Origin of the sequence: Pseudomonas cremoricolorata (assembly GCF_000759535.1) — a bacterium.
Taxonomy (GTDB): Bacteria; Pseudomonadota; Gammaproteobacteria; order Pseudomonadales; family Pseudomonadaceae; genus Aquipseudomonas; species Aquipseudomonas cremoricolorata_A.
Window position 1 is genome coordinate 1,665,318 of record NZ_CP009455.1, and the last position, 26,118, is coordinate 1,691,435.

The window sequence follows — 26,118 nt, forward strand, 5'->3', positions numbered from 1 at the left end:
GCATCCACTTTTGCAAACAGGGCGCGCCTGCCCGGCGCGCCGTTGAACCTCACGAAGAACAGCTGATCTCCAGATGCTTGCCCCACTCCGGTGGGCGTTCGGCGTAGGCCTGCATGCCGGGTTGTTCTTCGAAGGGGCGGCTGAGCACCTGGTGCAGTTCGCGGACCTTGCTGTAGTCGCCGGCTTCTGCCGCTTCGATGGCCTGTTGCGCCAGGTAGTTGCGCAGGATGTACAGCGGGTTCACCGCATGCATGCGCTCGCGCCGGCCTTGAGCATTGTTCGGCTCGCGGGCGCAGCGGGCGCGGTAGCGTTCGCTCCACTGGTCGAAGGCGGCGAGGTCGATGAAGTCGTCGCGCACCACCTGCAAGGCTGCGTCCAGCGGCTGCTCACCCAGGTGACGGAAGAACAGCGTGTAGTCCACCGCGCCGCGCTGCATGCACTGCAGCAGTTGCTCGACCAGCGCCAGGTCGTCGTCTTCGGCCGTGGTCACACCCAGGCGGCGGCGCATCAGGTCAAGGTAGTGCGCCTGGTACAGCGGCAGGAACAGCTCCAGTGCGGCTTTGAGGTCATCGACTGCGATGAACGGCGTCAGTGCCTGGGCCAGCGCGCTGAGGTTCCAGTGCGCCACCGGCACTTGGTTGCTATAGCTGTAGCGGCCACGGTCGTCGGAATGGTTGCAGATGAAATTGGCGTCGAAGTCATCGAGAAACGCATAGGGGCCGAAATCGAAGGTGATGCCCAGAATCGACATGTTGTCGGTGTTCATCACCCCATGACAGAAGCCATAGGCCTGCCAGCGGGCGATGAGTTCGGCATTGCGCTCGACGATACTGCGGAACATCGCCAGGTAAGGCGCTTCGGCTTCGCGGCAGTCGGGGTAGTGGTGCTCAAGCACGTAATCGAGCAGTTGCTGCGCCTGCTCGGGCTGCTTGATGTAGTAGAAATATTCGAAATGGCCGAAGCGCACATGGCTCTGCGCCAGGCGCACGAGCATGGCGGCGCGCTCCTGACGCTCGCGCCACACGACGGTGCTTGAGCCGATCACGCACAGCGCACGACTGCTGGGAATGCCCAGCGCATGCAACGCCTCGGAGCCGAGAAACTCGCGAATCGACGAGCGCAGCACCGCGCGGCCATCGCCCATGCGCGAGAACGGCGTCTGCCCGGCGCCTTTGAGGTGCAAGTCCCAATGCTCGCCGGCTTCGTTGATCACCTCGCCCAGCAGCAGGCCGCGACCATCCCCCAGGCGCGGCGTGTAGCCGCCGAACTGATGCCCCGAATACACCATGGCCCGCGGCTCGGCGCCTTCCCAGAGCTTGTGACCGCTGAACAGCTCGGCGAACAGCGGTTGTTCGGCTTCGCTCAGGTCGAGGTCGAGCAGGGCCATGGCCGAAGGGCTGGCGACCACCAGGCGCGGCTCGTCGATGGGATCAGGCAGCACCTCGACGGAAAAGGTATCGCCCAGACGAGCGAAGCGGGTGTCGAAGTGCAGTTGGTCGAGGGCTTTCACAGGCATGGGATCAACTCGCGATGGACTGTAGGAGCGAGTTTACTCGCGATGGCGTGCAAAGCACGCCCAATCCAGGCGGTCGCGACTCGCCGCAGCGGCGGACCGTCCGCTCCTACGGGAGTGGGGATTGCGGCGACTCCATCCCAATCATCTGCTGCCGCCCACCTTTGGCATCCATCAGGAACACCTCCACCTGGCGCACGGAAATCTTGATGCCGTGCTCCTTGAAGGCGCGGTCGATGTAGCGGTTGACCTCATCGAGCGTCGGGTTGCGGTCGCCCAGATCGCGTACGTGCATGCGCAGTTCGTGTTCCAGGGTTTCGCCGAAATTGAGGAAGTACACCAGCGGCTCCGGGTCTTTCAGCACCCGCGGGTTTTCTTCGGCGCCCTTGAGCAGCAGGTCGCGCACCAGGTCGAGGTCCGAGCCGTAGTCGATGCCGAGCTTGAGGGTGACGCGGGTGATGGTGTCGGTCAGCGACCAGTTGATCAACTGGCCGGTGATGAAGGTCTTGTTGGGGACGATGATGTCCTTGCGGTCGAAGTCGGTGATGGTGGTGGCGCGGATGCGGATCTTGCTCACCGTGCCCGACAGGTTGCCGATGGTGATGGTGTCGCCGATCCGTACCGGGCGCTCGAACAGGATCATGATGCCGGAAATGAAGTTGGCGAAGATTTCCTGCATGCCGAAACCCAGACCCAGCGACAGCGCGGCTACCAGCCATTGCAACTTGTCCCAACTGACCCCAAGGGTCGCCAGGGTGCTGACGATGCCGACCCCGACGATGACGTACGACAGCAGCGTGGTAATGGCATAGGCACTGCCCTGGGCCAGGTTCAGCCGCGACAGCACCAGCACTTCCAACAAGCCCGGCAAGTTGCTGGCAAGGGCAATGGTGATGCCGGCGATCACCAGCGCCCCGAGCAGGTCGCCCAGGCTGATCGGCACCATGCTCGCCGCCGCACCGGTGCCGCTGCTGTACTCGTAGAGGGTGAAGTTGTTCAGGTAGGAGAACACGCTGAGCAGGTCTGACCAGACCCAGTACAGCCCGGCGAGGAAGCCGCCGAGCAGCGCCAGGCGGATCAGCCGCAGCGACTGCTGGTTGACCTGCTCGATGTCCAGGGTCGGCTCTTCGATGACCACATCGCCGTCGAGCCCTTCCTTGTTCGCCTGGCGCTTGCTGATTGCCCGCTGATAGGCCAGGCGCCGCGCCGCCACCGACAGTCCGCGCATGAAAGCGGCCTCGATCACCAGCCAGAACAGCAGCAGGTACAAGGTGTAGATCAGGCGGTCGGTGAGCTTGAGCGCGGTGTAGTAGTAGCCGAAGCACACCGCCACGAACAGGGCGATGGGCAGCGCGGTGAACGCCACGCCAACAGCCTTGCGGAACAGTGAGGTGTCGCGGTGCGCCGGGCTGCTCAGCAGTAGCCGGCTGAGCAGCAGCGCCATCAGCGCGTAGCAGGTGAGCACCACAGCGATGCCGAATACATCGTCGGCCAGCGCCGAAGGCTGGTGCTCGGCCACCGCCACCACGCCGACCAGCGCCAGCACCACGGTGCCCAGCCGGCGCACCCAGCCGCGCAGGAACTGCACCTGCGGCTTGTGCCAGCGGAAATGCACCTCAGCGACGCCGCCTGGGGAAAGAATCCGGTAGGCGGTGTAGAACACCAGCCAGGCCTGGGCCAGTTGCCACAGCGCCGCGCCGAGGTTGGCATTCTGTCCGCGGGCATCGATCTGCAAGGCGTAGCTGCACAGCGCCAGGCCCAGGCTCAGCGGCATGGCCAGAAGAATGTTGATCAGAATCGCGTTGGGCGTGTGCCACTGGCTGTCGCGCTTGAAGTGGCCAATGTCCTGGTGGATATCGTTGATTCGCTCGTACAGGTAGGTGCGGCGCCACAGCAGGCCGCCGATCACCAGCAGCAGCGGCAGGAACAGCAGCGGGTGCTGGGCCAGGCCATCGGCCAGCTCGGTGATGCCCGAAACCCAAGGCAAGCCGGCGATCTGTTCGACGAAGCGCTCTGGCGCGTAGCGCAGCCACTCCAGGTCAATGGCCTTGTTGCTGGGAATCCAGAACATCTGTTCTTCGAGGGTGGTGCGCAGGTTCTGCGCGGTGCTGAGCAGTTGCTTCTGGTTGAGCTGCAGGGTGATCGATTCATTGAGCAGTGACGACAGCTCGCGGTTGAGCCGCTCGAGCAGGTCGCTGCGGGTGATCGCCACTTCCAGCAGGGCTTTGCGCAGGGCCGGGGTGACGTCCTGTTCGGGTCGCTCGGCCAGCAGCTTGTCGACGTAGGCGCTGGGCGTGCTCATCTGTTCGCGCTGCTGGCTGACCTCGAACTGGTACAGGCGAATGTCGGCGATCTGGTCGGCCAGGTCGCGGTCGAGTTTCAGGTGCGGCAGTGCCTGTTTCTGCTGATAGAGAATCTTCGACAGCAGCAGGCTGCCCTTGAGCACGTTGATCTGCTCGTCGAGGGCCTGGTCGGCCTGTGTCACGCTGTCGAGCTGCTGACGTGCGCGCAGGTTCTGCTGGGTCAACTCGTTGAGGCGGTCGGTACTCTTGAGCAGGTAGTCGGACAGCTCGAGGTTGGCCGCGCTCTCGCTGGCCAGCAGCGTGCTGCCGCCGGCCTTTTGTGCCTCCAGCGATTGCTGGGTGACGGTCTGCTGCGACTGCGCCAGGCGCTTGCTGTTGATCAGGGTTTGCAGGTCCTGGATTTCCTGCTCCTGGCGGGTGGCCTTTTCGATCAGCAGGTCGTGGCGGGCATTGCCGAGGTCTTGCAGCAGGCCATTGCCGGCCAGCTCCTGGCGGCGCAGTTGGGTCAGTGCGGCGAGCGAGGCCAGCTCGGCATTGAGCTGGTTGCGTTGATCGGCGCTGAGGGTCTTGCCGTTGTCCTTGCCCTGCTTGAGGGTGCTATTGATCTGCTGGGTGCGGTTCTGGCTATTGCTGATTTCGGCCTGGGCCCGTTCCGGGCGGGTCTGGGAATTGATGATCAGGCTGTTGGCTTCCGACAGCGCCTTTTGCAGGTCGCCCTGCTGGGTGCTGCGTTCGCTGAGCATCTGTTCGAGCTGGGCCACGCTGAGGCTGGCGTAGCGCTCGGCCACCGGAGCTGCTTTGCTGTCCTTGAGCTTGGCCAGTTCCTGCTGGCTGTCGCGGATTTCCTTGGGCGCATCGCTGAGCTGCTGTTTCAACGCTTCGAGCTTTTGCTGGTTGTCATCTCGGCTGTCGAGCCAGGACAAGGTTTTTTCCAGCAGTTGCTGCAAGGTCTTCTGATCAGCCTCGGGCAGCTTGCGGTCGGCGATCTTGTCGAGGCTTTCTTGCACGCTGGTGGTGCTGGGAGCTTCGGCTGCCACCACCACCATCGAGAGGGACAGGCACAGCCCAAGCAGGGCTGTGCGCAATGCACGGAGAAACATAGGCAGACTTCTTGAGGGGACCGGTGGCGATGAACGAGTTTAGAGGAACAACCCAGGTCCTGGTCGAGCCCCTTCGGGGAATCTGACGCCCACTTTCATGATCTTGTTCCCCTCCATCAGCGCGATGGTCCACAGCGTACCGTGCCATTCGATCTGGTCGCCCACTACCGGCGCGCCGCCGACCTTCTGTCGAATGAACTGCGCCAGCGGCATCTTGCTGTCCAAACCATCGAGCTTGAGGCCGTACAGCGCCGACACGGCGCCCAGCTCGGCGTCGCCCTCGAGTACGAAGTCGCCGAAGAAGCGCAGGTCGAGGCCGCGATGCGGCGCCTGGCTGAACAGCTTGCCGAGTGCCGGTAGATCGTGTTCGTGGCCGATCACGCAGAGCATGTCATCGACCTGCAGCACGGTGCTGCCCGAGGGGTGGAGCAGTTGCTCGCCCCGGAACAGCGCTGCGATACGCGTGCCTTCCGGCATTTTCAGCTCACGCAGGGCCGCGCCGATGCACCACTTTTCTGCGCCCAGGCGGTAGACGAACAGCTCCCACTCGCTGGTGATGTTGACCTCCAGCGCCGAGCGGGAAATCGGCGACGGATCAGGCGGTACGGTGACCTTCAGCAACTTGGCCATCCACGGCAGGCTGGTGCCTTGCACCAGCAGCGAAATCAGCACGATGAAGAACGCCAGGTTGAAGAACAGCTGCGCTTGCGGCAGCCCGGCCATCAGCGGGAACACCGCCAGAATGATCGGTACCGCGCCACGCAGCCCGACCCAGGCGATGAAGCCTTTTTCGCGGGTGTGGAATGCCTTGAACGGCAGCAGCGCGGCGAACACCGACAGTGGCCGTGCGACCACGATCATCCACAGCGCCAAGGCCAGCGCCGGCACGGCAATCGGCAGCAGGTCGTGGGGGGTGACCAGCAGGCCGAGCACCAGGAACATGCCGATCTGCGCCAGCCAAGCCATGCCGTCGAGCATGTGCAGAATGCCGTGGCGGCTGCGGATCGGCCGGTTGCCCAGCACCAGGCCACACAGGTACACGGCGAGGAAGCCGCTGCCGTGCAGGGCGTTGGTCAGCGAGAACACCACCAGGCCGCCGGCGACCACCAGAATGGGGTACAGCCCGCTGGCCAGGTTGATGCGATTGACCATCTGCAGCATCAGCCAGCCGCCGCCCAGGCCGAGCAGGCCGCCGATACCGAATTCACGCAGCAGGTGGCCGAGCAGGCCCCAGTGAAGGCCGGTCTGGTGACTGGCGATCATGTCGATCAGGGTCACGGTGAGGAACACTGCCATCGGGTCGTTGCTGCCCGATTCGATCTCCAGGGTGGCAGTGACCCGCTCGTTGAGGCCCTTGCCGCCCAGCAGCGAGAACACCGCCGCGGCGTCGGTGGAGCCGACGATGGCGCCGATCAGCAGGCCCTGGATCAGGCTCAGGTCGAACAGCCAGGCGGCGACCATGCCGGTCAGCGCTGTGGTGATCAATACCCCGACGGTTGCCAGCGACAGCGCCGGCCACAGCGCCACGCGAAAACTCGCCACCCGCGTGCGCAGCCCGCCGTCGAGCAGAATCACTGCCAGCGCGAGGTTGCCGACCAGGTAGGCGGTGGGATAGTTGTTGAAGATGATGCCGCCACCATCGACCCCGGCGACCATGCCGACGGCGAGAATGATGACCAGAATGGGGATGCCCAGACGCGAAGACAGAGAACTGACCAGAATGCTTGCGCCCACCAGCAAAGCGCCGATCAAGAACAGGCTGTTGATGGTGCTTGCATCCAAAAGCGTGTACTCCAGGTGTTGCGGGGGGAAGCCGACCTGCCGGGGATTCAGCTAGCAGGTCGCGTGCCAATCGATTCTAACCTGATGAATTGGCTGGCTGTAAAGCGTTTCTATTGATGTCCTTGGGGGCGGTCCAATGCACCTGAAACCGCCCCCACAGGTTCTGAGGCGGATCAGCCCTGCTTCACCTCACGCATCGCCTTGCCCTTCACCGGTGCGCCGTTGGCGACGTAGTACTGGGCGGTGCTGCGTGGCAGCGGGGTGCGGTTGCGGATCTTGTCGGCGATTTTCTCGGCGATCATGATCGTTGTGGCATTGAGGTTGCCGGTGATGATGATCGGCATGATCGACGCATCCACCACACGCAGGCCCTGCATGCCGTGCACGCGGCCCTGGTTGTCGACCACGGCCATGTCGTCTTCGCCCATCTTGCACGAGCAGGACGGGTGGAAGGCGGTTTCGGCGTGCTCGCGGATGAATTTGTCCAGCTCTTCATCGGTCTGCACGTGCTCGCCCGGGCTGATCTCGCGTCCACGGTACGGGTCGAGTGCCGGCTGGGCCATGATTTCCCGGGTCAGGCGAATGCCGTCGCGAAATTCCTGCCAGTCTTGCTCGGTGGCCATGTAGTTGAAGAGGATGCTCGGGTGCTGACGCGGGTCTTTCGACTTGGCCTGCACGCGACCACGGCTCGGCGAGCGCATCGAGCCCATGTGCGCCTGGAAGCCATGTTCCTTGACGCCGTTGGAGCCGTTGTAATTGATCGCCACCGGCAGGAAGTGGTACTGGATGTTCGGCCACTCGAACTCGGGACGGGTGCGGATGAATCCACCGGCCTCGAACTGGTTGCTGGCGCCGATGCCGGTGCCGTTGAACAGCCACTCGGCACCGATGGCCGGCTGGTTCCACCACAGCAGCGAGGGGTACAGCGAGACCGGCTGGGTGCAAGCGTATTGCAGGTACAGCTCGAGGTGGTCCTGCAGGTTCTCACCCACGCCCGGCAGTTCGTGAACCACCGGAATATCCAGGCTTTCCAGCAGCGCACGCGGGCCGACGCCCGAGCGTTGCAGCAGTTGCGGCGAGGCGATGGCGCCGGAGCTGACGATCACTTCCTTGCGCGCACGGGCTTCGACACGCTCTTCGCTGTCGCCGACCAGATAGGTCACGCCAACTGCGCGCTTGCCTTCGAACAGAATACGGTCGCTCAGGGCATGGGTGACGATGGTCAGGTTCGGGCGCTTCTTGGCCTGGTCCAGGTAACCGCGAGCGGTGCTGGAGCGACGGCCGTTCTTGGTCACCGAGCGGTCCATCGGGCCGAAGCCTTCCTGCTGGTAGCCGTTGAGGTCTTCGGTGCGCGGGTAACCGGCTTGCACGCCGGCTTCGACCATGGCGTGGAACAGCGGGTTGTTGCCCGCCTTGGGCGTTGCCACGCTGACCGGGCCTTCGCCGCCGTGGTAGTCGTTGGGGCCGATGTCACGGGTTTCGGCCTTGCGGAAGTAGGGCAGGCAGTCGAGGTAGGCCCAGTCTTCCAAGCCAGGCAGTTTGGCCCAGCCATCGAAGTCCAGAGCGTTGCCGCGGATGTAGCACATGCCGTTGATCAGCGACGAGCCACCCAGGCCCTTGCCGCGACCACACTCCATGCGCCGACCGTCCATGTGCGGCTCGGGATCGGTTTCATAGGCCCAGTTGTAGCGACGACCCTGCAGCGGGAAGGCCAGCGCGGCAGGCATCTGGGTGCGGAAGTCGAAACGGTAGTCCGGGCCACCGGCTTCGAGCAGCAGTACGCTGACGTTGGCGTCTTCGGTCAGGCGTGTGGCGAGCGTGTTACCGGCCGAGCCGGCACCAACGATGATGTAGTCGTAATCCATGGGGGGCTTCCTCCGGAAGCAGCTGCGAGCGTGTAGCTCCAAGCGGCAAGTAGATGCGCTCGTGCGTGGCTCGCAAGTGGATGATCCCTGCAAGGGCCGGTGGCCAACGCCGACCGGCTCTTTCTTGCAGCTAACAGCTTGCAGCTAGCCGCTCTCGGTCAAAAGACCGAGGCGTAGTCGCCGAGCTCGACCTGTACCGACTTGATGCGGGTGTACTGCGCCAGGGAGCTGACGCCGTTCTCGCGGCCCACGCCCGATTGCTTGTAGCCGCCGACCGGCATTTCGGCTGGCGACTCGCCCCAGGCATTGATCCAGCAGATGCCGGCTTCGAGCTGGTGGATGATGCGGTGCGCGCGGGTCAGGTCGTTGGTGCACACGCCAGCGGCCAGGCCGTACTCGGTGTCGTTGGCGCGGCGGATGACTTCTTCTTCGGTCTCGTAGCTGAGGATGCTCATCACTGGGCCGAAGATTTCTTCCTGGACGATGGTCATGTCATCGCGGCAGTCGGTGAACACGGTCGGTGCAACGAAGGCGCCCTTGGCGAATTCGCCTTCGGTCAGACGCTCACCGCCGCACAGCACACGGGCGCCTTGCTCTTTGCCCTTGGCGATGTAGCCGAGCACGCTTTCCATGTGGGCGAAGCTGACCAGCGGGCCGAAGTTGGTGTTGTCGTCTTCCGGGTTGCCGATGCGGATGCGCGCGACACGTTCGGCGATCTTGGCTTCGAACTCGGCTTTCAGCGACGCCGGGATGAACACGCGGGTGCCGTTGGTGCAGACCTGACCGGAGCTGTAGAAGTTGGCCATCATGGCGATGTCGGCGGCGCGATCGAGGTCGGCGTCGGCGCAGATGATCAACGGCGACTTGCCGCCCAGTTCCATGGTCACTTCCTTGAGCGAGGAACTCGAAGCGCTGGCCATGACTTTCTTGCCGGTGGTGCCGCCGCCGGTGAACGAGATTTTCTCGATGCGCGGGTGCTCGGTCAGCCAGTTGCCGACTTCACGGCCGCTGCCGGTGAGGACGTTGAACACGCCATCGGGCAGGCCGGCTTCGGTGTAGATCTCGGCCAGTTTCAGGGTGGTCAGCGAGGTGACTTCCGAAGGCTTGAAGATCATCGCGTTGCCCGCAGCCAGGGCCGGGGCGGATTTCCACAGGGCGATCTGGATCGGGTAGTTCCACGCGCCGATGCCGGCGGTCACGCCCAGTGGCTCGCGGCGGGTATAGACGAAGGAGCTGTCGCGCAGCGGAATCTGCTCGCCTTCGATGGCCGGCACCAGGCCTGCGTAGTATTCGAGCACATCGGCGCCGGTGACGATGTCGACGTAACGGGTTTCGGAGTACGACTTGCCGGTGTCGAGGGTTTCCAGCATGGCCAGCTCATCGTTGCGCTCGCGCAGGATGTCGACGGCGCGGCGCAGGATGCGCGAACGCTGCATGGCGGTCATCGCTGCCCAGACCTTCTGGCCGCGCTCGGCGCTTTCTACGGCACGCTCGACGTCGGCTTCGGTAGCCCGCTGGACGTAAGCCAGGACTTCACCGGTCGCTGGGTTGATGGCTTCGAAGGTGGCATCGCTGCCGGCGTCGACGTAACCGCCATCGATGTAGAGTTTTTGCGTTCCGAAACGGGCCATAGTGTCCTCGCAAGTGCAATGTGTGATGTGGCTATGCGCGTCGCGCCTGTGCCGATTGGGCAGTGGCTGCGCGCGGTTGTTCAGTCACGTGGGCATCGCTGCCCGGGCGTTGCTGCTTAGCCAGTTGTAGATCCATGTATTCGTAAGCGATGCGTACTGCCTGCGCGGTGTCGAAGGCATCGCCCGACAGCGCACCGCGCAACCACAAGCCGTCGATCAACGCTGCCAGGCCGCGGGCGGCGCTGCGCGCCTCATCGAGCGGCAGCACCTGACGGAACTGGTAGCACAGGTTGGAATACAGGCGGTGGTCGTTGATCCGCTGCAACCTGTGCAAGGACGGCTGGTGCATGCTGGAGGCCCAGAAGGCCAGCCAGGTTTTCATTGCCGGGCCGGTGACCTGGCTGGCGTCGAAGTTGCCTTCGATGATCACTTGCAGCTGGGCACGGGGACTGGTGTCCGCCAGTGCCTGGCGCCGGGCGATCACGCCTTCGTTGAGCATGTTCATGATGTAGCGCATCGTCGCTGCGATCAGGCCGTTCTTGTCCCGAAAGTAGTGACTGATGATGCCGTTCGACACCCCAGCGAGGCGGGCGATCAGCGCAATGCTGGCGTCTCCCAGGCCTACTTGATCGACCGCTTGCAGGGTGGCTTCGATCAACTGCTGGCGGCGAATGGGTTGCATACCGACCTTGGGCATCGTGCATCTCCTCATAGGTCTGGCGAGCAGGCGACGGGCGTCTGACTCGGCGAAGACCAGTCTATTTTGTTTTGATTGAACGTTCAATCAATAAAGAATAAGCTCTGCGACAATTTGTGCCATTGACAGCTTTTCAGCCTCTCAAGCGGGCACGAATTGAAACCCCAGGAAGTCGTGAAGCCCCCGGAATACAAGGCGTTGACGGGTATGAGCGATGCGCGAGTCAGATTCCGCCGAGTGGTCAAGCGACTGCCCGGCAAGCCTTCGGAGTGAGGTCGAGCCTGATTTTTTTGCAACGATTCGATTCGGGAGCACGATTTCCTTAGGTGCTTTTATAACACCTGAAGCAGTAGGGCTATTGCACCAATTGCTCGGGACAAGACTGATTAGCCTCCACCGCCGCACTCCGCCGGAGCATTCGTGCAATGAGTTCTGCCTCACTTACCAAACCCCCCGCCGAGAGGGTCCGGGTCAACCGCGTGGTGTTCTACACCTCGGCACTGTTGATCCTCGTTCTGACTGCCTTGCTGATCGCTGTACCTGAAACCGCCGGCCGCGTGCTCGGCCTCGCCCAGTCCTGGCTTACCCGCAGCTTCGGCTGGTACTACATGCTGGTGATCTGCGGCTACCTGGTGTTCGTCATCTACCTGGCGTTTTCCGACTTCGGCAAGCTCAAGCTGGGCGGCAAGGACGACACCCCTGACTTCAGCTACGGCGCCTGGGCCGGCATGCTGTTCTCCTCGGGCATCGGTATTTCGCTGCTGTACTTCGGCGCCTCCGAGCCGCTGGACCACTATTTCAATCCGCCTGAAGGCACCCCGGCCAGCCTCGACGCTGCCCGTGAAGGCCTGCAACTGACCTTCCTGCATTGGGGCCTGCATGGCTGGGCGATCTATGCCCTGGTCGGCCTGGCGGTGGGTTACTTCGCCTACCGTCACAACCAGCCGCTGGCACTGCGCTCGGCGCTGTATCCGCTGGTCGGTGAGCGCTGGGTCAAGGGCGCGGCGGGCAATGCCGTGGACATCTTCGGCATGTTCGTCACCCTGCTGGGCCTGGTGACCAACCTCGGCATCGGCTCGATGCAGGTGGCCTCGGGTCTGGAATATCTGTTCGGCATGGACCACAGCAAGACCAACCTGCTGGCGGTGATCCTGACCATGGCGTCGGTGGCGACTATTGCTGCGGTGTCGGGTGTGGAAAACGGCATCCGCCGCCTGTCGAACCTCAATATCGCGCTGTTCAGCGGGTTGCTGATCTTCGTGCTGCTGGGCGGTGAGACCCTGCACCTGCTCAACGGCTTCGTGCAGAACGTCGGTGATTACCTCAACGGCTTCGTGCTCAAGACCTTCGACCTCTACGTGTACGAAGGCGATGGCGCCAAGTCGGAGCGCTGGCTGGGGCTGTGGACGGTGTTCTACTGGGCCTGGTGGATTTCCTGGGGCCCGTTCGTGGGTATGTTCATCGCACGTATTTCCAAAGGCCGCACGGTGCGCCAGCTGGTCTGTGGCGTGCTGCTGATTCCGCTGGGCTTCACCCTGGCCTGGCTGTCGATCTTCGGTAACACCGCGCTGGACCTGGTGATGAACCAGGGCGCCGTGGAGCTGGGGCGTACCGCCGTCGAGCAGCCCTCGATGTCGATCTATCAGCTGCTGGAATACTTCCCGGCGGCGAAGATCGTCATCGGTGTGGCGATCTTCGTCGGCTTCGTGCTGTTCCTCACCCCTGCCGATTCGGGTGCGGTGATGATGGCCAACCTCTCGTGCAAAGGCGGCAAGGTCGACGAAGACGCCCCGCACTGGATGGTGGTGTTCTGGTCGGTGGTGATCACCCTGGTGACCATCGGCCTGCTGTTCGCCGGCAACTTCGAAGCCATGCAGACCATGGTGGTGCTGGCTGGCTTGCCGTTCTCGGTGGTGCTGGTGCTGTTCATGTTCGGCCTGCACAAGGCCATGAAGCAGGATGTGGCCATCGAGCAGGAGCGCGCCGAACTGGCCGCCCGTGGCCGTCGCGGTTTCAGTGAGCGTCTGACCCAGCTGGAACTGGAGCCGACCCAGGCCATCGTCCAGCGCTTCATGGACAAACAGGTCAGCCCGGCGCTGCGTGAAGCCGCCGAGTGCCTGCGCGCGCAAGGCTTCGAGGTGGAAGCCCGGCTCGGTCAGTCACGCAACATGATGGGCTTGCGGGTGCTGATGGAGGAAGGCAACCCGTTCGTCTATGAGGTGAGCCTGGACGGCTACCTGGCAGCGCCCGGCGAAGCGCCGACCGAGGGTGAGGAGGAGGTGCGTCAGCGCTTCTACCGCGCCGAGGTGTACCTGCACGATGGCAGTCAGGAGTACGACCTGATGGGCTTTGCCCCCGAGCAGATCGTGCGCGACGTGCTCGACCAGTTCGAGAGCCATCGCCAGGTGCTGGGCCGGGTCTACAGCTAAACCCAGCGGCGCCCCGCTCGCGGGGCGCTCAGCGGTTGCGGTAGACGCCGTTGCGACCGTGGCCGGCCATGGCCCGGTTGCTGCGCTCGGCGATCATCTGTTTGATCGGAATCCATTCGATGCCCTGGCTCTTGAGCCGGGGCAGCTGTTTTTCCAGCACGTCCAGGGTTTGCGGATACGGATGGCCGATCATCACCGCCGAACCCTGCTTGCGCGCCAGTTCGATGGCCACCTGCAACTGCCCGGCGATCGCCTCTTTGGTGCGCACGTCATCGAGGAACACATCCCGCGAAACGTGCGCCAGGCCGATGTCCTGAGCCTTGGCGGCGGCCACCGTGGCGGCGCTGGTGCGGCTGTCGACGAAGAACAGGCCGCGCTGTTGCAGCTCGCCCATCAACCAGGCCATGGCCGCCGGCTGCGAGGTCATGCGGCTGCCCATGTGGTTGTTCACGCCTGCGGCGAACGGCACCTTGACCAGCGCGGCGTCCAGGCGCTGGGCGAGGGTCGGCAGCGGTACGTCGGGATGCCAGGCATAGGGGCCGGTGGCCGGGTCCATGGGCATGTGCAAGATCACCGTCTTGCCGGCCTTGTGCGCCTGGCGGGCGAAGTCGCTGGCATGCGGGGTGTCGGGCATGATCGCCAGGGTCACCGGGCCGGGCAGGGCGAGGGTGCGTGCGTCGCGCTCGGTGTTCTGACCGAGGTCGTCGATGATCAGGCTCAGGTAGGCTTTGGGCGGCTGGGCCGATGCCGCAGTCGCGACACCGGCCAGCAGGCAGAACAGGGCACAGCGCAGTACAGACATGGGGGGCTCAGTCGCCCTTGGTGACGTTCAGGCCTTTGAGCAGGCTCAGGGCCTGGCTTAGCTGGAAGTCGCCATCCTGCGGACGTTCCTTGCGGACGGTGCTGCTGGTGGGACGGTCGGCGCCGCCGTTACCGTTGCCCAGGTGGCCCTTGAGGTCGGCTTCCTTGAAGTTCTCGCTGTCGTCGTCGGTGGTCAGCTTACCGGAGCGCACCTCGATGTCCGGCACGATGCCCTGGGCCTGGATCGAACGGCCGTTGGGGGTGTAGTACAGCGCGGTGGTGAGTTTCAGCGCACGGTCGTTGTTCAGCGGCAGCACGGTCTGCACCGAGCCTTTGCCGAAGCTGTCGGTACCCATCAGCACACCGCGCTTTTGATCCTGCAGGGCGCCGGCGACGATTTCCGAGGCCGAGGCACTGCCACCGTTGATCAGCACCACCAGCGGCACGCCTTCGCTGGCATCGGCCGGGTCGGCCGAGAAGCGCAGCTCGGAATTGGCGATGCGGCCCTTGGTGTAGACGATCAGGCCTTTGGTCAGGAAGTGGTCGGCCACTTCCACCGCCGACTGCAGCACGCCGCCGGGGTTGTTGCGCAGGTCGAGAATCAGGCCGCGCAGCTTCTTGCCGTTGTCCTTGCGCAGTTTCGCCAGGGCCTTGCCGACTTCCTCGCCGGTCTTGACCTGGAACTGGGTGATGCGGATGTAGCCGTAGCCGCTCTCCAGCAACTGGCTCTTCACGCTTTTCACCTGGATGACCGCACGGGCCAGGGTCACGTCGAACGGGTTGCCGCCGTCGCGCACCAGGGTCAGGGTGATTTTCTGGCCGATCTTGCCGCGCATCTTATCCACCGCCTCGGACATGCTCTGGCCGCGGGTGGGGGCGCCGTTGATCTTGAGGATCAGGTCGCCGGCCTGGATGCCGGCACGCGATGCGGGGGTGTCGTCGATGGGCGAAACCACCTTGACGAAACCATCGTCCATGCCGACTTCGATGCCCAGGCCGCCAAACTCGCCGCTGGTGCTTTCCTGCAGCTCCTGGAAGTCTTCCGGGCCGAGGTAGGCCGAGTGCGGGTCGAGGTTGCTGAGCATGCCCTTGATGGCATTTTCCAGCAGGGTCTTGTCGTCCACGGGTTCGACGTAGGCGGCCTTGATGCGGTCCATCACCTCGGCGAAGGTGCGCAGTTCGTCCAGCGGCAGAGGTGCGTTGGCCGTCACTTCCGTGGCCGGCACGGCGGCGCCCTTGGCGGGCTGCGCAGCAGTGGCCAGGGGGGCGCTGACCACCAACGCGATGGTCAGGGCCAGCTGGGTGAGGCGGGGCGAGTGCAGCATGTCGAACGAACTCCTGATCCTGATCCTTGTGACGCTCCAGACGGGAGCCTCGGTGCAGCCCTTGCCGGCGCTACGCCAACTAGACGTTGAACAGCCTAACCGCGACACCATTGCGCAGGATCGGCGGGCCGACCTTGCTGGCGAATGGCGAAGTACAGCCCAGCGCTTTCCTGGCCGCCACTGTCGCCAACGGTGGAAATACTGTCGCCAGCCTTGACGATATCGCCCGCGCGGGTGAGCAGGCTCTGGTTGTGCCCGTACAGGCTCAGGTAACCGTTGCCGTGGTCGAGAATGACCAGAAGCCCGGCGCCGCGCAACCAATCGGCGAACACCACGCGCCCGCCATGCACGGCGCGTACCTGGGTGCCGGGCGAGGCGCTGATCATCACCCCATCCCACTTGGCACGCGAGTCGCCACCGCGGGCATCGCCGAAGCGTGCCAGCAATCGACCATTGACAGGCCAAGGAAGTTTTCCGCGGGCCGCAGAAAAAGCGCCACCATAGTTCGCGCCATCACTGGACACCACCGGGCCGAGCGGCCTGCGCGGCGGGGCGGGGGCGTCTTCGACCGGCGCCGGGGGCGTCGGGGTGGCGCCGCGGGCTTTGTCTGCCTCGGCGCGCGCCAAGGCTTCCTGCTGACGGCGGCGCTCGGCTTCCTGTTGCGCCAACAGCGCCTTCTGCCGCGCTTCTTCAGCCTCGCGGGCCTGGCGCGCCAGGGTTTCCTCGATGGTCTTGAGCACCTGGGCGAGGTCGGCCTGATCCTGCTGGCGGGCTTGCAGCGCCTGGTTGCGCTGCTTGAGGTCGCCGTTGATCTTGGCCAGCACCTGACGGCGCTCGTTGCGCACCGTTTCCAGTTCCTGCCGGCGGCTGTCGAGGTTGCCGCGCTGGGCCAGCAACTGCGCCTGCTGGCGGGAGATGTCCTGCTCCACGGCGGCCAGCTGGCGCAGGGTTTCGTTGAAGGCGCGCAGTTGTTCGAGGCGCGCCTTGCTCAGGTAGTCGTAGTAGGTGAGGGTGCGGGCGAATTTCTCGGGGTTCTGCTGGTTGAGCAGCAGCTTGAGGTATTCCTCGCGGCCACTCTGGTAGGCCGAACGGGCCTGGATGGCAATCAGTCGTTGTTGTTCAACGCGGGCGCTCTGGAGTTTTTTTTTCTCGGAATCAAGGCGCTCCAGCTCGCCCTCGGTCTTTTTTAGTTCTTTCTGCAGGGCCTCCACCTGCTTCTCCAGCGTGCCGATTTCGGTTTCGGTGGTTTGCAGGTCTTTCTGCACGCCGGCTTTTTCCGCCTGGATCTTGCCGAGCATCTTCTGCAGCTCGGCGATGTCCTTGCGGGTGGCGTCCAGCTGCTGCTGGGTTTGCGCACGCTCGTCGGCGAAGGCCGGGCTGAGCAGGCACGACAAGGCGAGGGGTAGGAGAGCACGAAGCATGAGGTTGGACGTACCAGGGATGAGAATCGGCCTAGTATGCCCATCCAGGACAGCAAAAAAAACGCCCCGGCGTCTCGACGGCGGGGCGTTGGTCTGGAATGGGCCGGACGATCAGGCGTCGAGCAGGATCGAGGTGCCGGTCATTTCCGCAGGGATTTCCAGGCCCAGCAAGGTCAGCATGGTGGGCGCCACATCGGCCAGCACGCCACCCTCGCGCACCTTCAGCGCACGCTTGCCGATATAGATGAACGGCACCGGCTCGGTGGTGTGCGCGGTGTGCGCCTGGCCGGTGCATTCATCTTCCATCTGCTCGACGTTGCCGTGGTCGGCGGTCAGCAGCGCTTCGCCGCCCACTTTATCGAGCGCCTCGACGATGCGCCCGACGCAGGTGTCCAGGGCTTCCACAGCCTTGACCGCGGCGTCGAACACGCCGGTGTGGCCGACCATGTCACCGTTGGCGTAGTTGACCACGATGACATCGAAGCGCTGCTGCTCGATGGCCTCGACGATGCGGTCGGTGACCTGCGGCGCGTTCATCTCCGGTTGCAGGTCGTAGGTGGCGACCTTCGGCGATGGAATCAGAATGCGCTCTTCGCCTTCGAACGGCTCTTCACGGCCGCCCGAGAAGAAGAAGGTCACGTGGGCGTACTTTTCCGTTTCGGCGATGCGCAGCTGGGTCTTGCCGTGCTTGGCCAGGTACTCGCCGAGCACGTTGTTCAGGCTGGCCGGCGCGAAGGCTGCCGGGGCCGGAATCTTCGCCGAATACTGGGTCAGGCCAATGAAGGCGGCGACCTTCGGCAGGCGCGCACGGGGAAATTCCTTGAAATCCGGCTCGACGAACACCCGCGACAGCTCGCGGGCGCGGTCGGCGCGGAAATTCATGAACACCACCGCATCACCGTCCTCGACCTTGACCGCATCACCGATGCGCGTGGCCTTGACGAATTCATCGCTCTCGTCGCGTGCGTAGGCCGCTTCCAGGCCGGCGACCGCGGTGGCAGCGCTATAGTCGGCAACGCTGTCGACGATCAGGTCGTAGGCGGCGCTGACGCGGTCCCAGCGGTTGTCGCGGTCCATGGCGAAATAGCGGCCGATGAGGCTGGCGATGCGGCCCTTGCCGAGCTTGGCGAAGGTGCTGTCGAGCAGTTCCAGCGACGCTTGCGCGCTGCGCGGCGGGGTGTCGCGGCCATCGAGGAAGGCGTGCAGGTAGATCTTTTCGGCGCCGCGCTGGGCGGCCAGCTCGGCCATGGCCACCAGGTGGTCCTGGTGGCTGTGTACGCCACCGTCGGAGAGCAGGCCGAGAATGTGCACGGCCTTGCCCGCTTTGGCGGCGCCGTCGACGGCGCCGGTGAGCACCGGGTTGGTGAAGAACTCGCCGTCACGAATGGCTTTGGTGACGCGGGTGAAGTCCTGATACACCACCCGGCCGGCGCCGAGGTTCATGTGACCGACTTCGGAGTTGCCCATCTGCCCGTCGGGCAGGCCGACATCCATGCCCGAACCGGAAATCAGGCCATGGGGCTGGGTCGCCAGGAGGCGGTCGTAGACCGGCGTGTTGGCGGCGAAGATGGCGTTGTACTCAGGGCTTTCGCTGTGACCGAAACCATCGAGGATGATCAGGACCAGGGGTTTAGGCGTGCTCGTCATCAATCCCACTCACGGTTGCTGAAAATGATAAAGACCCGCATTTTAGGGCAAATCGTTCCGCGACTGCGAATAATCCTCAGTGCCGCCGGGCGGCATGCCTACAGCCTGGAGATGAAAGCGCCTCACCGCTGGCCGGCCGGGCTGTGGCGGGCCTGAGGCGGTGTGTATACTGACCGGCATTTTCACTCGCTTGGAACAGCCCTGATGGTTGAGAAATTGCTGCAATTCGCCACGGATAACCTTCTTCTGGTGGCAATCTTCGTGGTTCTGCTGGTCTTGCTGTTGCTCAATGAAATGCGCCGCGGCGGCAAGAGCCTGAGCAACGGTCAACTGACCGCGCTGGTCAATGCCGACAAGGCCGTGGTCATCGACGTGCGCCCGAGCAAGGAATACGCCGCCGGGCATATCGTCGGCGCCCTGAACATCCCCCACGACAAACTGCTGGGCCGCGTTGGCGAACTGGAAAAATACAAGGGCAAGACCCTGATTCTGGCCGACACCATGGGCCAGCAGGCCGGCGCCCTGTGCCGCGAACTGCTCAAATCCGGCTTCGACGCCGCCCGGCTCAGCGGTGGCGTTTCCAGCTGGAAAGCCGATAACCTGCCACTGGTGAAGTAATCATGAAGAGCGTCATCGTCTACTCCAGCGACTATTGCCCCTACTGCATCCGCGCCAAGCAACTGCTCAACAGCAAAGGTGTTGACTTCGAGGAAATCAAGGTCGACGGCAAGCCGCAAGTGCGCGCGCAAATGAGCCAGAAGGCGGGCCGCACCTCGGTGCCGCAGATCTGGATCGGCAGTACCCACGTCGGCGGCTGCGATGAGCTCTTCGCCCTGGAGCGGGCGGGCAAACTCGACCCGCTGCTGCAGTCCTGATCCACGCCGTATCCACTCGTTAAGCCATAGGATTTGTCATGACCGAGCAACAGAACAGCGGCGCTGCCGCCGCCGACGACACCTCTCCTCAGTTCTCCATGCAGCGCATCTACGTGCGCGACCTGTCGTTCGAAGCGCCGAAAAGCCCGGCGATCTTCCGTCAGCAGTGGGAGCCGAGCGTCGCCCTTGACCTCAACACCAAGCAGAAGGCCCTGGACGGCGACTTCCACGAAGTGGTGCTGACCCTCTCGGTGACCGTCAAGAACGGCGATGAAGTCGCCTTCATCGCTGAAGTGCAGCAGGCCGGTATCTTCCTGATCAAGAACCTCGACGCCGCTTCGATGAGCCACACCCTCGGCGCGTTCTGCCCGAACATCCTGTTCCCGTACGCCCGTGAAACCCTCGACAGCCTGGTGACCCGTGGCTCGTTCCCGGCGCTGATGCTCTCGCCGGTCAACTTCGACGCCCTGTACGCCCAGGAAATGCAGCGCATGCAGGAAGCTGGCGAAGCGCCTGCCCTGCAATAAGCCCGTTGCGGTCGTGAAGCGCCCTGCGGGGTGATGATGTCAGGCCGGCTCGTTCTCCAACCAATCCCCTCCCCGTGTAGGAGTGGATTTATCCGCGAACAGCCTCAAGTGCCTCGACAGCATCCCCCAAGGGCGCTTTTTCATGCCCGCCGCTCAGGCGAACCCCTGCTGACGCCACGCCTCGTACACCGTCACCGCCACCGTGTTGGACAGGTTCAGGCTGCGGCAGCCCGGACGCATCGGCAGGCGCAGGCGCTGCTCGGCAGGCAGGCTGTCGAGCACCTCGGCCGGCAGCCCGCGGCTCTCCGGCCCGAACACGAAGGCATCGCCCGGCTGATACGCCACCTCGTGAAATGGGTGAGACGCTTTGGTGGTGAAGGCGAACAGGCGCGGCCGACCGAGGCTGTGCAGACACGCCTCGAGGCTGGCATGGCGCTGCAAGGTGGCGTATTCGTGGTAGTCCAGGCCGGCGCGGCGCAGGCGTTTGTCGTCCAGTTCGAAGCCCAGCGGCTCGATCAGGTGCAAATGGCAGCCGCTATTGGCGCACAGCCGAATGATGTTGCCGGTGTTCGGTGGAATCTCAGGTTGAAACAGGATGACGTGGAACATGCACGGCCCCAGGCAAGAAGAGGATGAGCATTCTACCCTCGAACCCGACCCCCGTCCGAAGGCGCGCCGACGCATGCTGTTGTCGCTGGTGCTGTTCGGCGTACTGGTGGGGCTGATGATCGGTCGGTTGACCACCACACAGCCCAGCCAGCTCGAGCAGATCGAAGTGGTCGAAGCCGGTCTGGACCTGTGGTTCGACCACGCGCCGAAACTGCACGGCGAGCACGTGCAAGGCACGCTGGCGCTGCTGTTCGATGCACACGGCAAGGCTGCGCGAGGTCAATTGCAGATGGCGGGTAAGCCGGTGGCGTGGCGGGTGCAGCAGGCCGACAAAGGCTTGTTGCTGACCCTGGTGGCGGCCCGCCCCCTGCGCGGTAGCTGGACCGCTGCAGAGGAGGAGGCTGGACGCTGGCGGGTGCAGGTGAGGCTGCACGAATAAAAGAGGGGATATCCCGGCCTGCCTGTACCGAGGTCCCCAAAAGGGGTGGGTGAGCGGTTTCGATCACCTGTACAGGAGTGATTGCAGGTGCCGTGCCAACTTCTCCAATCCCCTGTTTCCGCGGGTTACCAGGTAGTTCAGCGCCCAGCAGGCCGGCTGTTCTGCCTCTGTGCGGTGCAGCCGGCACAGGATCGGTGCACCGCGCCTCAGCGGTGCCGCTGTAGGTCGCGGCGCAGATCGCTGAGGTAGGGAAACCCCTTGCGCCCCTCCAGCACCCGCTCACGCTGCACATCGGCCAGCAACTGGCAGGGCGCCTGCCCGGCCATCGCCAGCAGGCTGCCGTCCGGGTCGACGATGCTGCTCTGCCCACAGTAATGAATGTCGCCCTCGGCGCCGCAGTAGTTGGCGTAGACCAGGTAGCACTGGTTCTCCTGGGCGCGGGCGCGCACGGTGACTTGGCATATGAAGTCGTAGGGCGTCATGTTCGCCGTCGGCACCACGATCAGCTCGGCGCCGGCCAGGGCCAACTGGCGGGCGTTCTCGGGGAATTCGATGTCGTAGCAGATCAGCAACCCAAGCATGAAGCCGTTCAGCTCGACCACCGGGCAGTGCTGGCTGCCGGCGCTGAACTGGGCACGGTCCAGCTCGCCGAACAGGTGGGTCTTGCGGTATTTGGCCAGCCGCTGGCCGTGGGCGTCGATCAACTGCACGCTGTTGTACAGCGCGCCCTCTTCGCCGCGCTCGGGGTAGCCATAGACCACCGCCACGGCATGCCTCCGGCACAGCTGCGCGATCGCCTCGGCCGCCGCGCCGTCCGCGGCTTGGGCCAGACGCTGCACGGCGGCCTGTCCGATGTTGTAGCCGCTGAGAAACATCTCCGGGCACACCAGCAACTCGGCGCCGCGTTGCGCCGCCAGCGCGGCCTGCTGATCCAGGCGCTGCAGGTTACCTGCAACGTCCAGCGGTTGTGGCGCTCCTTGATACACGGCGATGCGCATGCGCTTGCACCTGTCAGTCGGGCAGGGCGATGGGGCCGATCTCGTCGAACACATCGCCCGGGCCAGGGTTGTCGGCCGCAGTACGGCCACCGAAGTGATGGAGAATACCCCACACCGCATTCAGCGACGTCTGCACTGCGCCTTCGACCCATGCCGGCGTCCACGACACGTCGTCGCCAGCGAGGAACAGCCCGCGCTGCTCCGCCGGCAGCCGGTCCTGCATGAAATGCGCGTACATGCGCTGGTTGTAGCGGTAGTGGCCGGGCAGCGCGCCCTTGAAGGCGCCGAGGAAGTACGGGTCGGACTCCCAGGAAATGCTGATCGGGTCACCGATGATGTGCCCGGCGATGTCGGTCTTCGGGTAGATCTTCTTCAGTGCCTCCAGGGCCAGTTGCACGCGCTTCTCGGTCGGGTGTGGAAGCATCTTCAGGGCATCGCTCATCCATGCATACGACAGGCAGATCACCCCCGGCTTGTCGTCGCCGTTGTCGAACAGGTAGGTGCCACGGGTGAGGCGATCGGTAAGGGTCATGCTCAACAGGTCGCGACCGGTATCCGGGTCTTTGTCTTTCCAGAAGGGGCGGTCGACCATGATGAAGGTCTTCGACGCCTGCATGTAGCGGGTGCGGTCCAGCGCCATCCACATCTTCTGCGAAAACAGGCTTTCTTCGCAGTCGATCTGCGTGGTCAGCAGCCAGCTCTGGCAGGTCACCAGGACCGCCGCGTAATGCCGGGCAGTGCCCCACATGTCGGTGACGGCCAGCAGGCCATCGGCCGCGCGGGCAATACGCTTGACCCCGCTGCGCGGGGCGCCGCCGTGCAGGGAACTGAGGCTGGTGCCCGCCGGCCAATGCGCGCAGCGCTCCGGCACGTGCCGCCACAGGCGCTGCGGCACTTGCTCGACGCCGCCGACCACCAAGTGCTGATGATCGTCGCAATTGGTCATCACCACGCGGAAGATTTCCAGCATGGAATTGGGGAAGTCCGAGTCCCAGCCACCGGTACCGAAGCCCACCTGGCCGAACACTTCACGGTGCAGGAAACTCAGCTTGGCGAAGGCTTTCGAGCTGGCGACGAAGTCATAGAAGGTGCGGTCGTCCCACAGCGGCACCAGGTCGTTCCACAGCGCCTTGAGCTTGGCTACGTCGCGGTCGCGGATGGCCTGTTGAATCTCGCCGAAGCGCGCACCGTCTTCCAGCGCATCGGCCCAGGCCTCGGCGACTTCATTGAACAGCGCCGGCAGGTCGGTAGCGTTCTGCGCGTAGTAGGTCTGACCTTCGAGGTCGATGACCGTACTGCCCGAGGCTGGTGTCAGCGGGTTGGGGAACGGCTTGGTTTCCAGGCCGAGTTTGTCGACATAGTGGTAGAACGCCGTCGACGACACCGGAAAGCGCATGCCGCCCAGCTCGGCGACGATGCCATCGGTGCCGTTGAACGGCTGCGAGCGCAGCCGCCCGCCGAGCTTGGAGGCCTCGTACACCACAGGTTTCAAGCCTAGCTTCATCAGCTCGTAGGCTGCCACCAATCCGGCTATCCCGGCTCCGACGATAGCCACTTCTTCGCCGTGACGCTCAGGTGGAATACTGCCCAGCCCCGCTGGATGTTCCAGCCAGTCATCGAAAGCGAAGGGGAAGTCCGGGCCGAAGATGGTGATAGGCGCTTTGCCGTCATCGGGATGGCGATTGTGCTTGTTCATGCGCTGACCCTGGTGAGGCTCGTGATGTCGAGCCTGAGTATAGGAAATGGCTGAGGGTCAGTTTAGAGAGCGGTCTTGTCGTAATTAAGACGCAGAGTGTCGGCGTTTTGGTAGAAGTATCGTCATAGTGGCGAATCGGTTAGAGCTTTTGTCGAAGTGGCCAGCAAGTAGACACCGCCGACAGCAACTCCCCTCGTTCGATACCCGGTCTTTGATTCAACCTGGATAACGGGATGAATGCCGGGCGGCATGCGAATTTCCTCAGGACAGGTTGATCCCGAACAGGGTCGCAGCGCTGTCGCGCAGCAGTTGTGTCTGTAGTCGGGTATCGCTGATCAGGCCACGTATCGTCTGCCATTGTTCGCCGAACGAGGTCTGCTGCTCGTGCTGGGTATGTGGCCAGTCGCTGCCCCACAACAGCCGCTCTGCGCCGAGTGTTTCACACAGGGCAGGCAGGGCCTGCTGTGCAAACTGATGCTGCTCTGCGGCGCTGCCGCCGAGGCGGTACAGCGCTGATACCTTGACCCAGACATCGCCCTCGCGGCCCAGCTCGAGCATGCGCGCGAAACCTGGCTGCTCGAGGCCGAGGCGGGCGTCGGCGCGTCCAAAGTGATCGATGACAACTTGACAGCCAGTGCGCAGCAGCGATTGCAGCACGCCTGGCAAATCCTCCACCTGGCGATGCAACTCGACATGCAGGCCCAACTCGGCAAGCCTGCTGAAAAAGGCTTGCCACTCGCGGCTGGCGAAATCGTCCATGGCTTGTCCCATCAGGTTCAAGCGCACACCTTTTACGCCCGCTGCCGCCATGTGCTCGAGCGTCGAGGTCGCCACCTCGCGGTCGACCACCACCACACCCCGCAGACGCTCAGGCGCGGCTGTCAGGGCTGCCAGCAGATAGCGGTTGTCGGTGCCTAGGAAACTGGGCTGCACCAGCACGCCATGGCTCAGGCCGCAACTGTCCAGCTGGGCCAGGTAATCGGTCAAGGTAGCGTCGTAGGTCGGGGCATAGCGGCGGCCCTCGGCCAGCTGCAGATCGCGCTCGAATACGTGCGCGTGGCCATCGATGCCGTGGAAGTTAGCGGGAAGAATCTGGGGCATGAAGCGTCTCTTGAGATGACGGCGCCAGCCTAGGCGCCGGTTGCAGCGGGTATCAGGCGTTCTGCGCGGTGGCATCGCCGTTGGGCGCGTCTGGCGCAGCGTTGTCGGTGAGCTTGCGGCCATTGGTTTCGGGCAGCGCGAGTGCGGCCAGCACTGCAACGCCATAGGCAATCCCTGCGTCGATGCCGATGGCGCTACCCAGTGACATATACCCACTCATGTGACCGACCAGGAACGGGAAGACCGCAGACAGCACGCGTCCAAAGTTGTAACAGAAGCCCACACCTGCACCGCGCACATCGGCTGGGTACAGCTCATTGAAGTACGAACCCAGACTCGCCGGAATGCCGGCGGCAAAGAAGCCCAGAGGGAAGCCGAGGAACAGCATCTGCGTGTTGCTCAGCGGGATGAACAGGTAGCACTGCACGGTCACCACGCAGCACAGCGCATAGAGGACGATGTTCTTGCGTCGACCGATGCGGTCGATCAGCAGCCCGCTGACGATGCAGCCCAGCCAGAACGCGAAGATGATCACCGCCAGGTATCCGCCGGAACTGAGCACCGACAAATTGCGCTCGGTCTTGAGGAAGGTCGGCAGCCATGTCATCACGGCATAGTAGCCGCCGTGTGCACCGAGGCCGAGGATGCCCCCAAACAAGGTGACCCGCAGCAGCTCCGGGCGGAAGATGCCGGCCAGACTGGCGAGAAATGGCCTCGCGGCGGCCTGCGTGCGGTTGCGTGCCGAACCCTCTGGCTCTTCGACATTGCGACGTACATAGATCACCAGCACCGCCGGCGCCAGACCCACCAGGAACATCACCCGCCATGCCAGCTCTTCCGGGACGAAGGTGTAGATCAGGGTGAACAACGCCACCGCTCCACCCCAGCCAAAAGCCCAGGCGCTTTGCACGGCACCCATTACCTTGCCGCGATACTTGCTCTGGATGGTCTCGGCCATCAGCACCGCGCCGGCGGCCCATTCACCACCGATGCCGAAGCCTTGCAGTGCCTTGACCACCAGCAACTGATGAAAGCCTGTGACGAACGCGGACAGGAAGGTGAAGAACGAAAACCACAGGATCATCCACTGCAGTGTCCTGACCCGACCGTAACGGTCGGACAACGTGCCGCCCAGCCAGCCACCGATCGCCGACGTTACCAAGGTCACCCCGCTGATGAGCCCGGCATCGCCTTTGCTCAAGGCGAACGCTGCGATGAGCGCAGGAATCGCCAAGCCGAACATTTGCACTTCGAGGGCGTCGAGCGACCAGCCGCCGAAGCAGGCCCAGAACGTCTTGCGCTCTTTGGTAGTGATGTGACGGTACCAACTGAACATTATTTTTATCCTTATGAATGGAG

19 protein-coding genes and 1 pseudogene are annotated in these 26,118 nt (G+C 63.9%); 5 read left to right on the plus strand and 15 right to left on the minus strand.

Annotated features, from left to right (window positions below; all coding sequences use genetic code 11):
• Positions 1-49: 49 nt before the first annotated feature.
• The 6 genes from selO to betI all read right to left on the minus strand — a co-directional run bounded on the left by selO (position 50) and on the right by betI (position 10,891).
• Positions 50-1,510, minus strand: coding sequence for a protein adenylyltransferase SelO (selO, locus tag LK03_RS07190; protein WP_038414645.1), 1,461 nt, complete (start codon positions 1,508-1,510; stop codon positions 50-52).
• A 112-nt stretch (positions 1,511-1,622) separates the two neighbouring features.
• Positions 1,623-4,916, minus strand: coding sequence for a mechanosensitive channel MscK (mscK, locus tag LK03_RS07195; RefSeq protein ID WP_038411704.1), 3,294 nt, complete (start codon positions 4,914-4,916; stop codon positions 1,623-1,625).
• A gap of 39 nt (positions 4,917-4,955) precedes the next feature.
• A complete protein-coding gene (locus LK03_RS07200) occupies positions 4,956-6,698 on the minus strand; it encodes a potassium/proton antiporter (protein ID WP_038411705.1) in 1,743 nt (580 codons plus the stop codon).
• Between the two features lie 173 nt (positions 6,699-6,871).
• Positions 6,872-8,563, minus strand: coding sequence for a choline dehydrogenase (betA, locus tag LK03_RS07205; RefSeq protein ID WP_038411706.1), 1,692 nt, complete (start codon positions 8,561-8,563; stop codon positions 6,872-6,874).
• Between the two features lie 158 nt (positions 8,564-8,721).
• Positions 8,722-10,194 carry a betaine-aldehyde dehydrogenase gene (betB, locus tag LK03_RS07210; protein ID WP_038411707.1) on the minus strand — a complete coding sequence of 491 codons (1,473 nt, stop codon included), beginning with the start codon at positions 10,192-10,194 and terminating at the stop codon, positions 8,722-8,724.
• Positions 10,195-10,225: 31 nt separating this feature from the next.
• Entirely contained in the window at positions 10,226-10,891 is a 666-nt protein-coding gene (gene betI, locus LK03_RS07215; protein WP_038411708.1) for a transcriptional regulator BetI, read from the minus strand.
• Between the two features lie 482 nt (positions 10,892-11,373).
• Between betI and LK03_RS07220 the strand changes: the two are divergent.
• Positions 11,374-12,911 (plus strand): annotated as a pseudogene (locus LK03_RS07220) (BCCT family transporter).
• Between the two features lie 437 nt (positions 12,912-13,348).
• Here the strand turns inward: LK03_RS07220 and LK03_RS07225 are convergent.
• The 4 genes from LK03_RS07225 to gpmI form a co-directional block, all read right to left on the minus strand.
• Positions 13,349-14,122: a divergent polysaccharide deacetylase family protein gene (locus LK03_RS07225; RefSeq protein ID WP_038411710.1), complete on the minus strand. Its 774-nt coding sequence runs from the start codon at positions 14,120-14,122 to the stop codon at positions 13,349-13,351.
• A 7-nt stretch (positions 14,123-14,129) separates the two neighbouring features.
• A complete protein-coding gene (locus LK03_RS07230) occupies positions 14,130-15,446 on the minus strand; it encodes a S41 family peptidase (protein WP_038411711.1) in 1,317 nt (438 codons plus the stop codon).
• Between the two features lie 95 nt (positions 15,447-15,541).
• Positions 15,542-16,867 (minus strand): murein hydrolase activator EnvC family protein, encoded by a 1,326-nt coding sequence (locus tag LK03_RS07235; protein ID WP_038411712.1) that lies wholly within the window; start codon positions 16,865-16,867, stop codon positions 15,542-15,544.
• Positions 16,868-16,978: 111 nt separating this feature from the next.
• Positions 16,979-18,514, minus strand: a complete 1,536-nt coding sequence (gene gpmI, locus LK03_RS07240; RefSeq protein WP_038411713.1) for a 2,3-bisphosphoglycerate-independent phosphoglycerate mutase — start codon at positions 18,512-18,514, stop codon at positions 16,979-16,981.
• A gap of 204 nt (positions 18,515-18,718) precedes the next feature.
• Here gpmI and LK03_RS07245 point away from each other — a divergent pair, with 204 nt between their 5' ends.
• From LK03_RS07245 to secB, 3 genes are read left to right on the plus strand one after another with little or no spacing between them, the layout of a single operon-like run.
• A complete protein-coding gene (locus tag LK03_RS07245; RefSeq protein ID WP_028695696.1) occupies positions 18,719-19,132 on the plus strand; it encodes a rhodanese-like domain-containing protein in 414 nt (137 codons plus the stop codon).
• 2 nt (positions 19,133-19,134) lie between these two features.
• Positions 19,135-19,389 (plus strand): glutaredoxin 3, encoded by a 255-nt coding sequence (gene grxC / locus LK03_RS07250; RefSeq protein WP_038411715.1) that lies wholly within the window; start codon positions 19,135-19,137, stop codon positions 19,387-19,389.
• Positions 19,390-19,427: 38 nt separating this feature from the next.
• Positions 19,428-19,916: a protein-export chaperone SecB gene (secB, locus tag LK03_RS07255; RefSeq protein WP_028695698.1), complete on the plus strand. Its 489-nt coding sequence runs from the start codon at positions 19,428-19,430 to the stop codon at positions 19,914-19,916.
• A 153-nt stretch (positions 19,917-20,069) separates the two neighbouring features.
• On the opposite strand, the gene trmL is transcribed toward secB, so the two are convergent.
• Entirely contained in the window at positions 20,070-20,525 is a 456-nt protein-coding gene (gene trmL, locus LK03_RS07260) for a tRNA (uridine(34)/cytosine(34)/5-carboxymethylaminomethyluridine(34)-2'-O)-methyltransferase TrmL (protein ID WP_038411716.1), read from the minus strand.
• Between trmL and LK03_RS07265 the strand changes: the two genes are divergently transcribed.
• Positions 20,524-20,964: a hypothetical protein gene (locus LK03_RS07265; RefSeq protein ID WP_038411717.1), complete on the plus strand. Its 441-nt coding sequence runs from the start codon at positions 20,524-20,526 to the stop codon at positions 20,962-20,964. The two genes, trmL and LK03_RS07265, sit on opposite strands and share 2 nt — an antisense overlap.
• Before the next feature lie 206 nt (positions 20,965-21,170).
• Here the strand turns inward: LK03_RS07265 and LK03_RS07270 are convergent, their stop codons facing one another.
• The 4 genes from LK03_RS07270 to LK03_RS07285 form a co-directional block, all read right to left on the minus strand.
• On the minus strand, positions 21,171-21,962 hold the full coding sequence (locus LK03_RS07270; RefSeq protein ID WP_038411718.1) for a carbon-nitrogen hydrolase family protein: 792 nt from the start codon (positions 21,960-21,962) through the stop codon (positions 21,171-21,173).
• Positions 21,963-21,975: 13 nt separating this feature from the next.
• Entirely contained in the window at positions 21,976-23,658 is a 1,683-nt protein-coding gene (locus LK03_RS07275) for a flavin monoamine oxidase family protein (protein WP_038411719.1), read from the minus strand.
• 261 nt (positions 23,659-23,919) lie between these two features.
• A complete protein-coding gene (locus tag LK03_RS07280) occupies positions 23,920-24,759 on the minus strand; it encodes an amidohydrolase family protein (protein ID WP_038411720.1) in 840 nt (279 codons plus the stop codon).
• 52 nt (positions 24,760-24,811) lie between these two features.
• Entirely contained in the window at positions 24,812-26,095 is a 1,284-nt protein-coding gene (locus LK03_RS07285; RefSeq protein WP_038411721.1) for an MFS transporter, read from the minus strand.
• Positions 26,096-26,118: the final 23 nt, after the last annotated feature.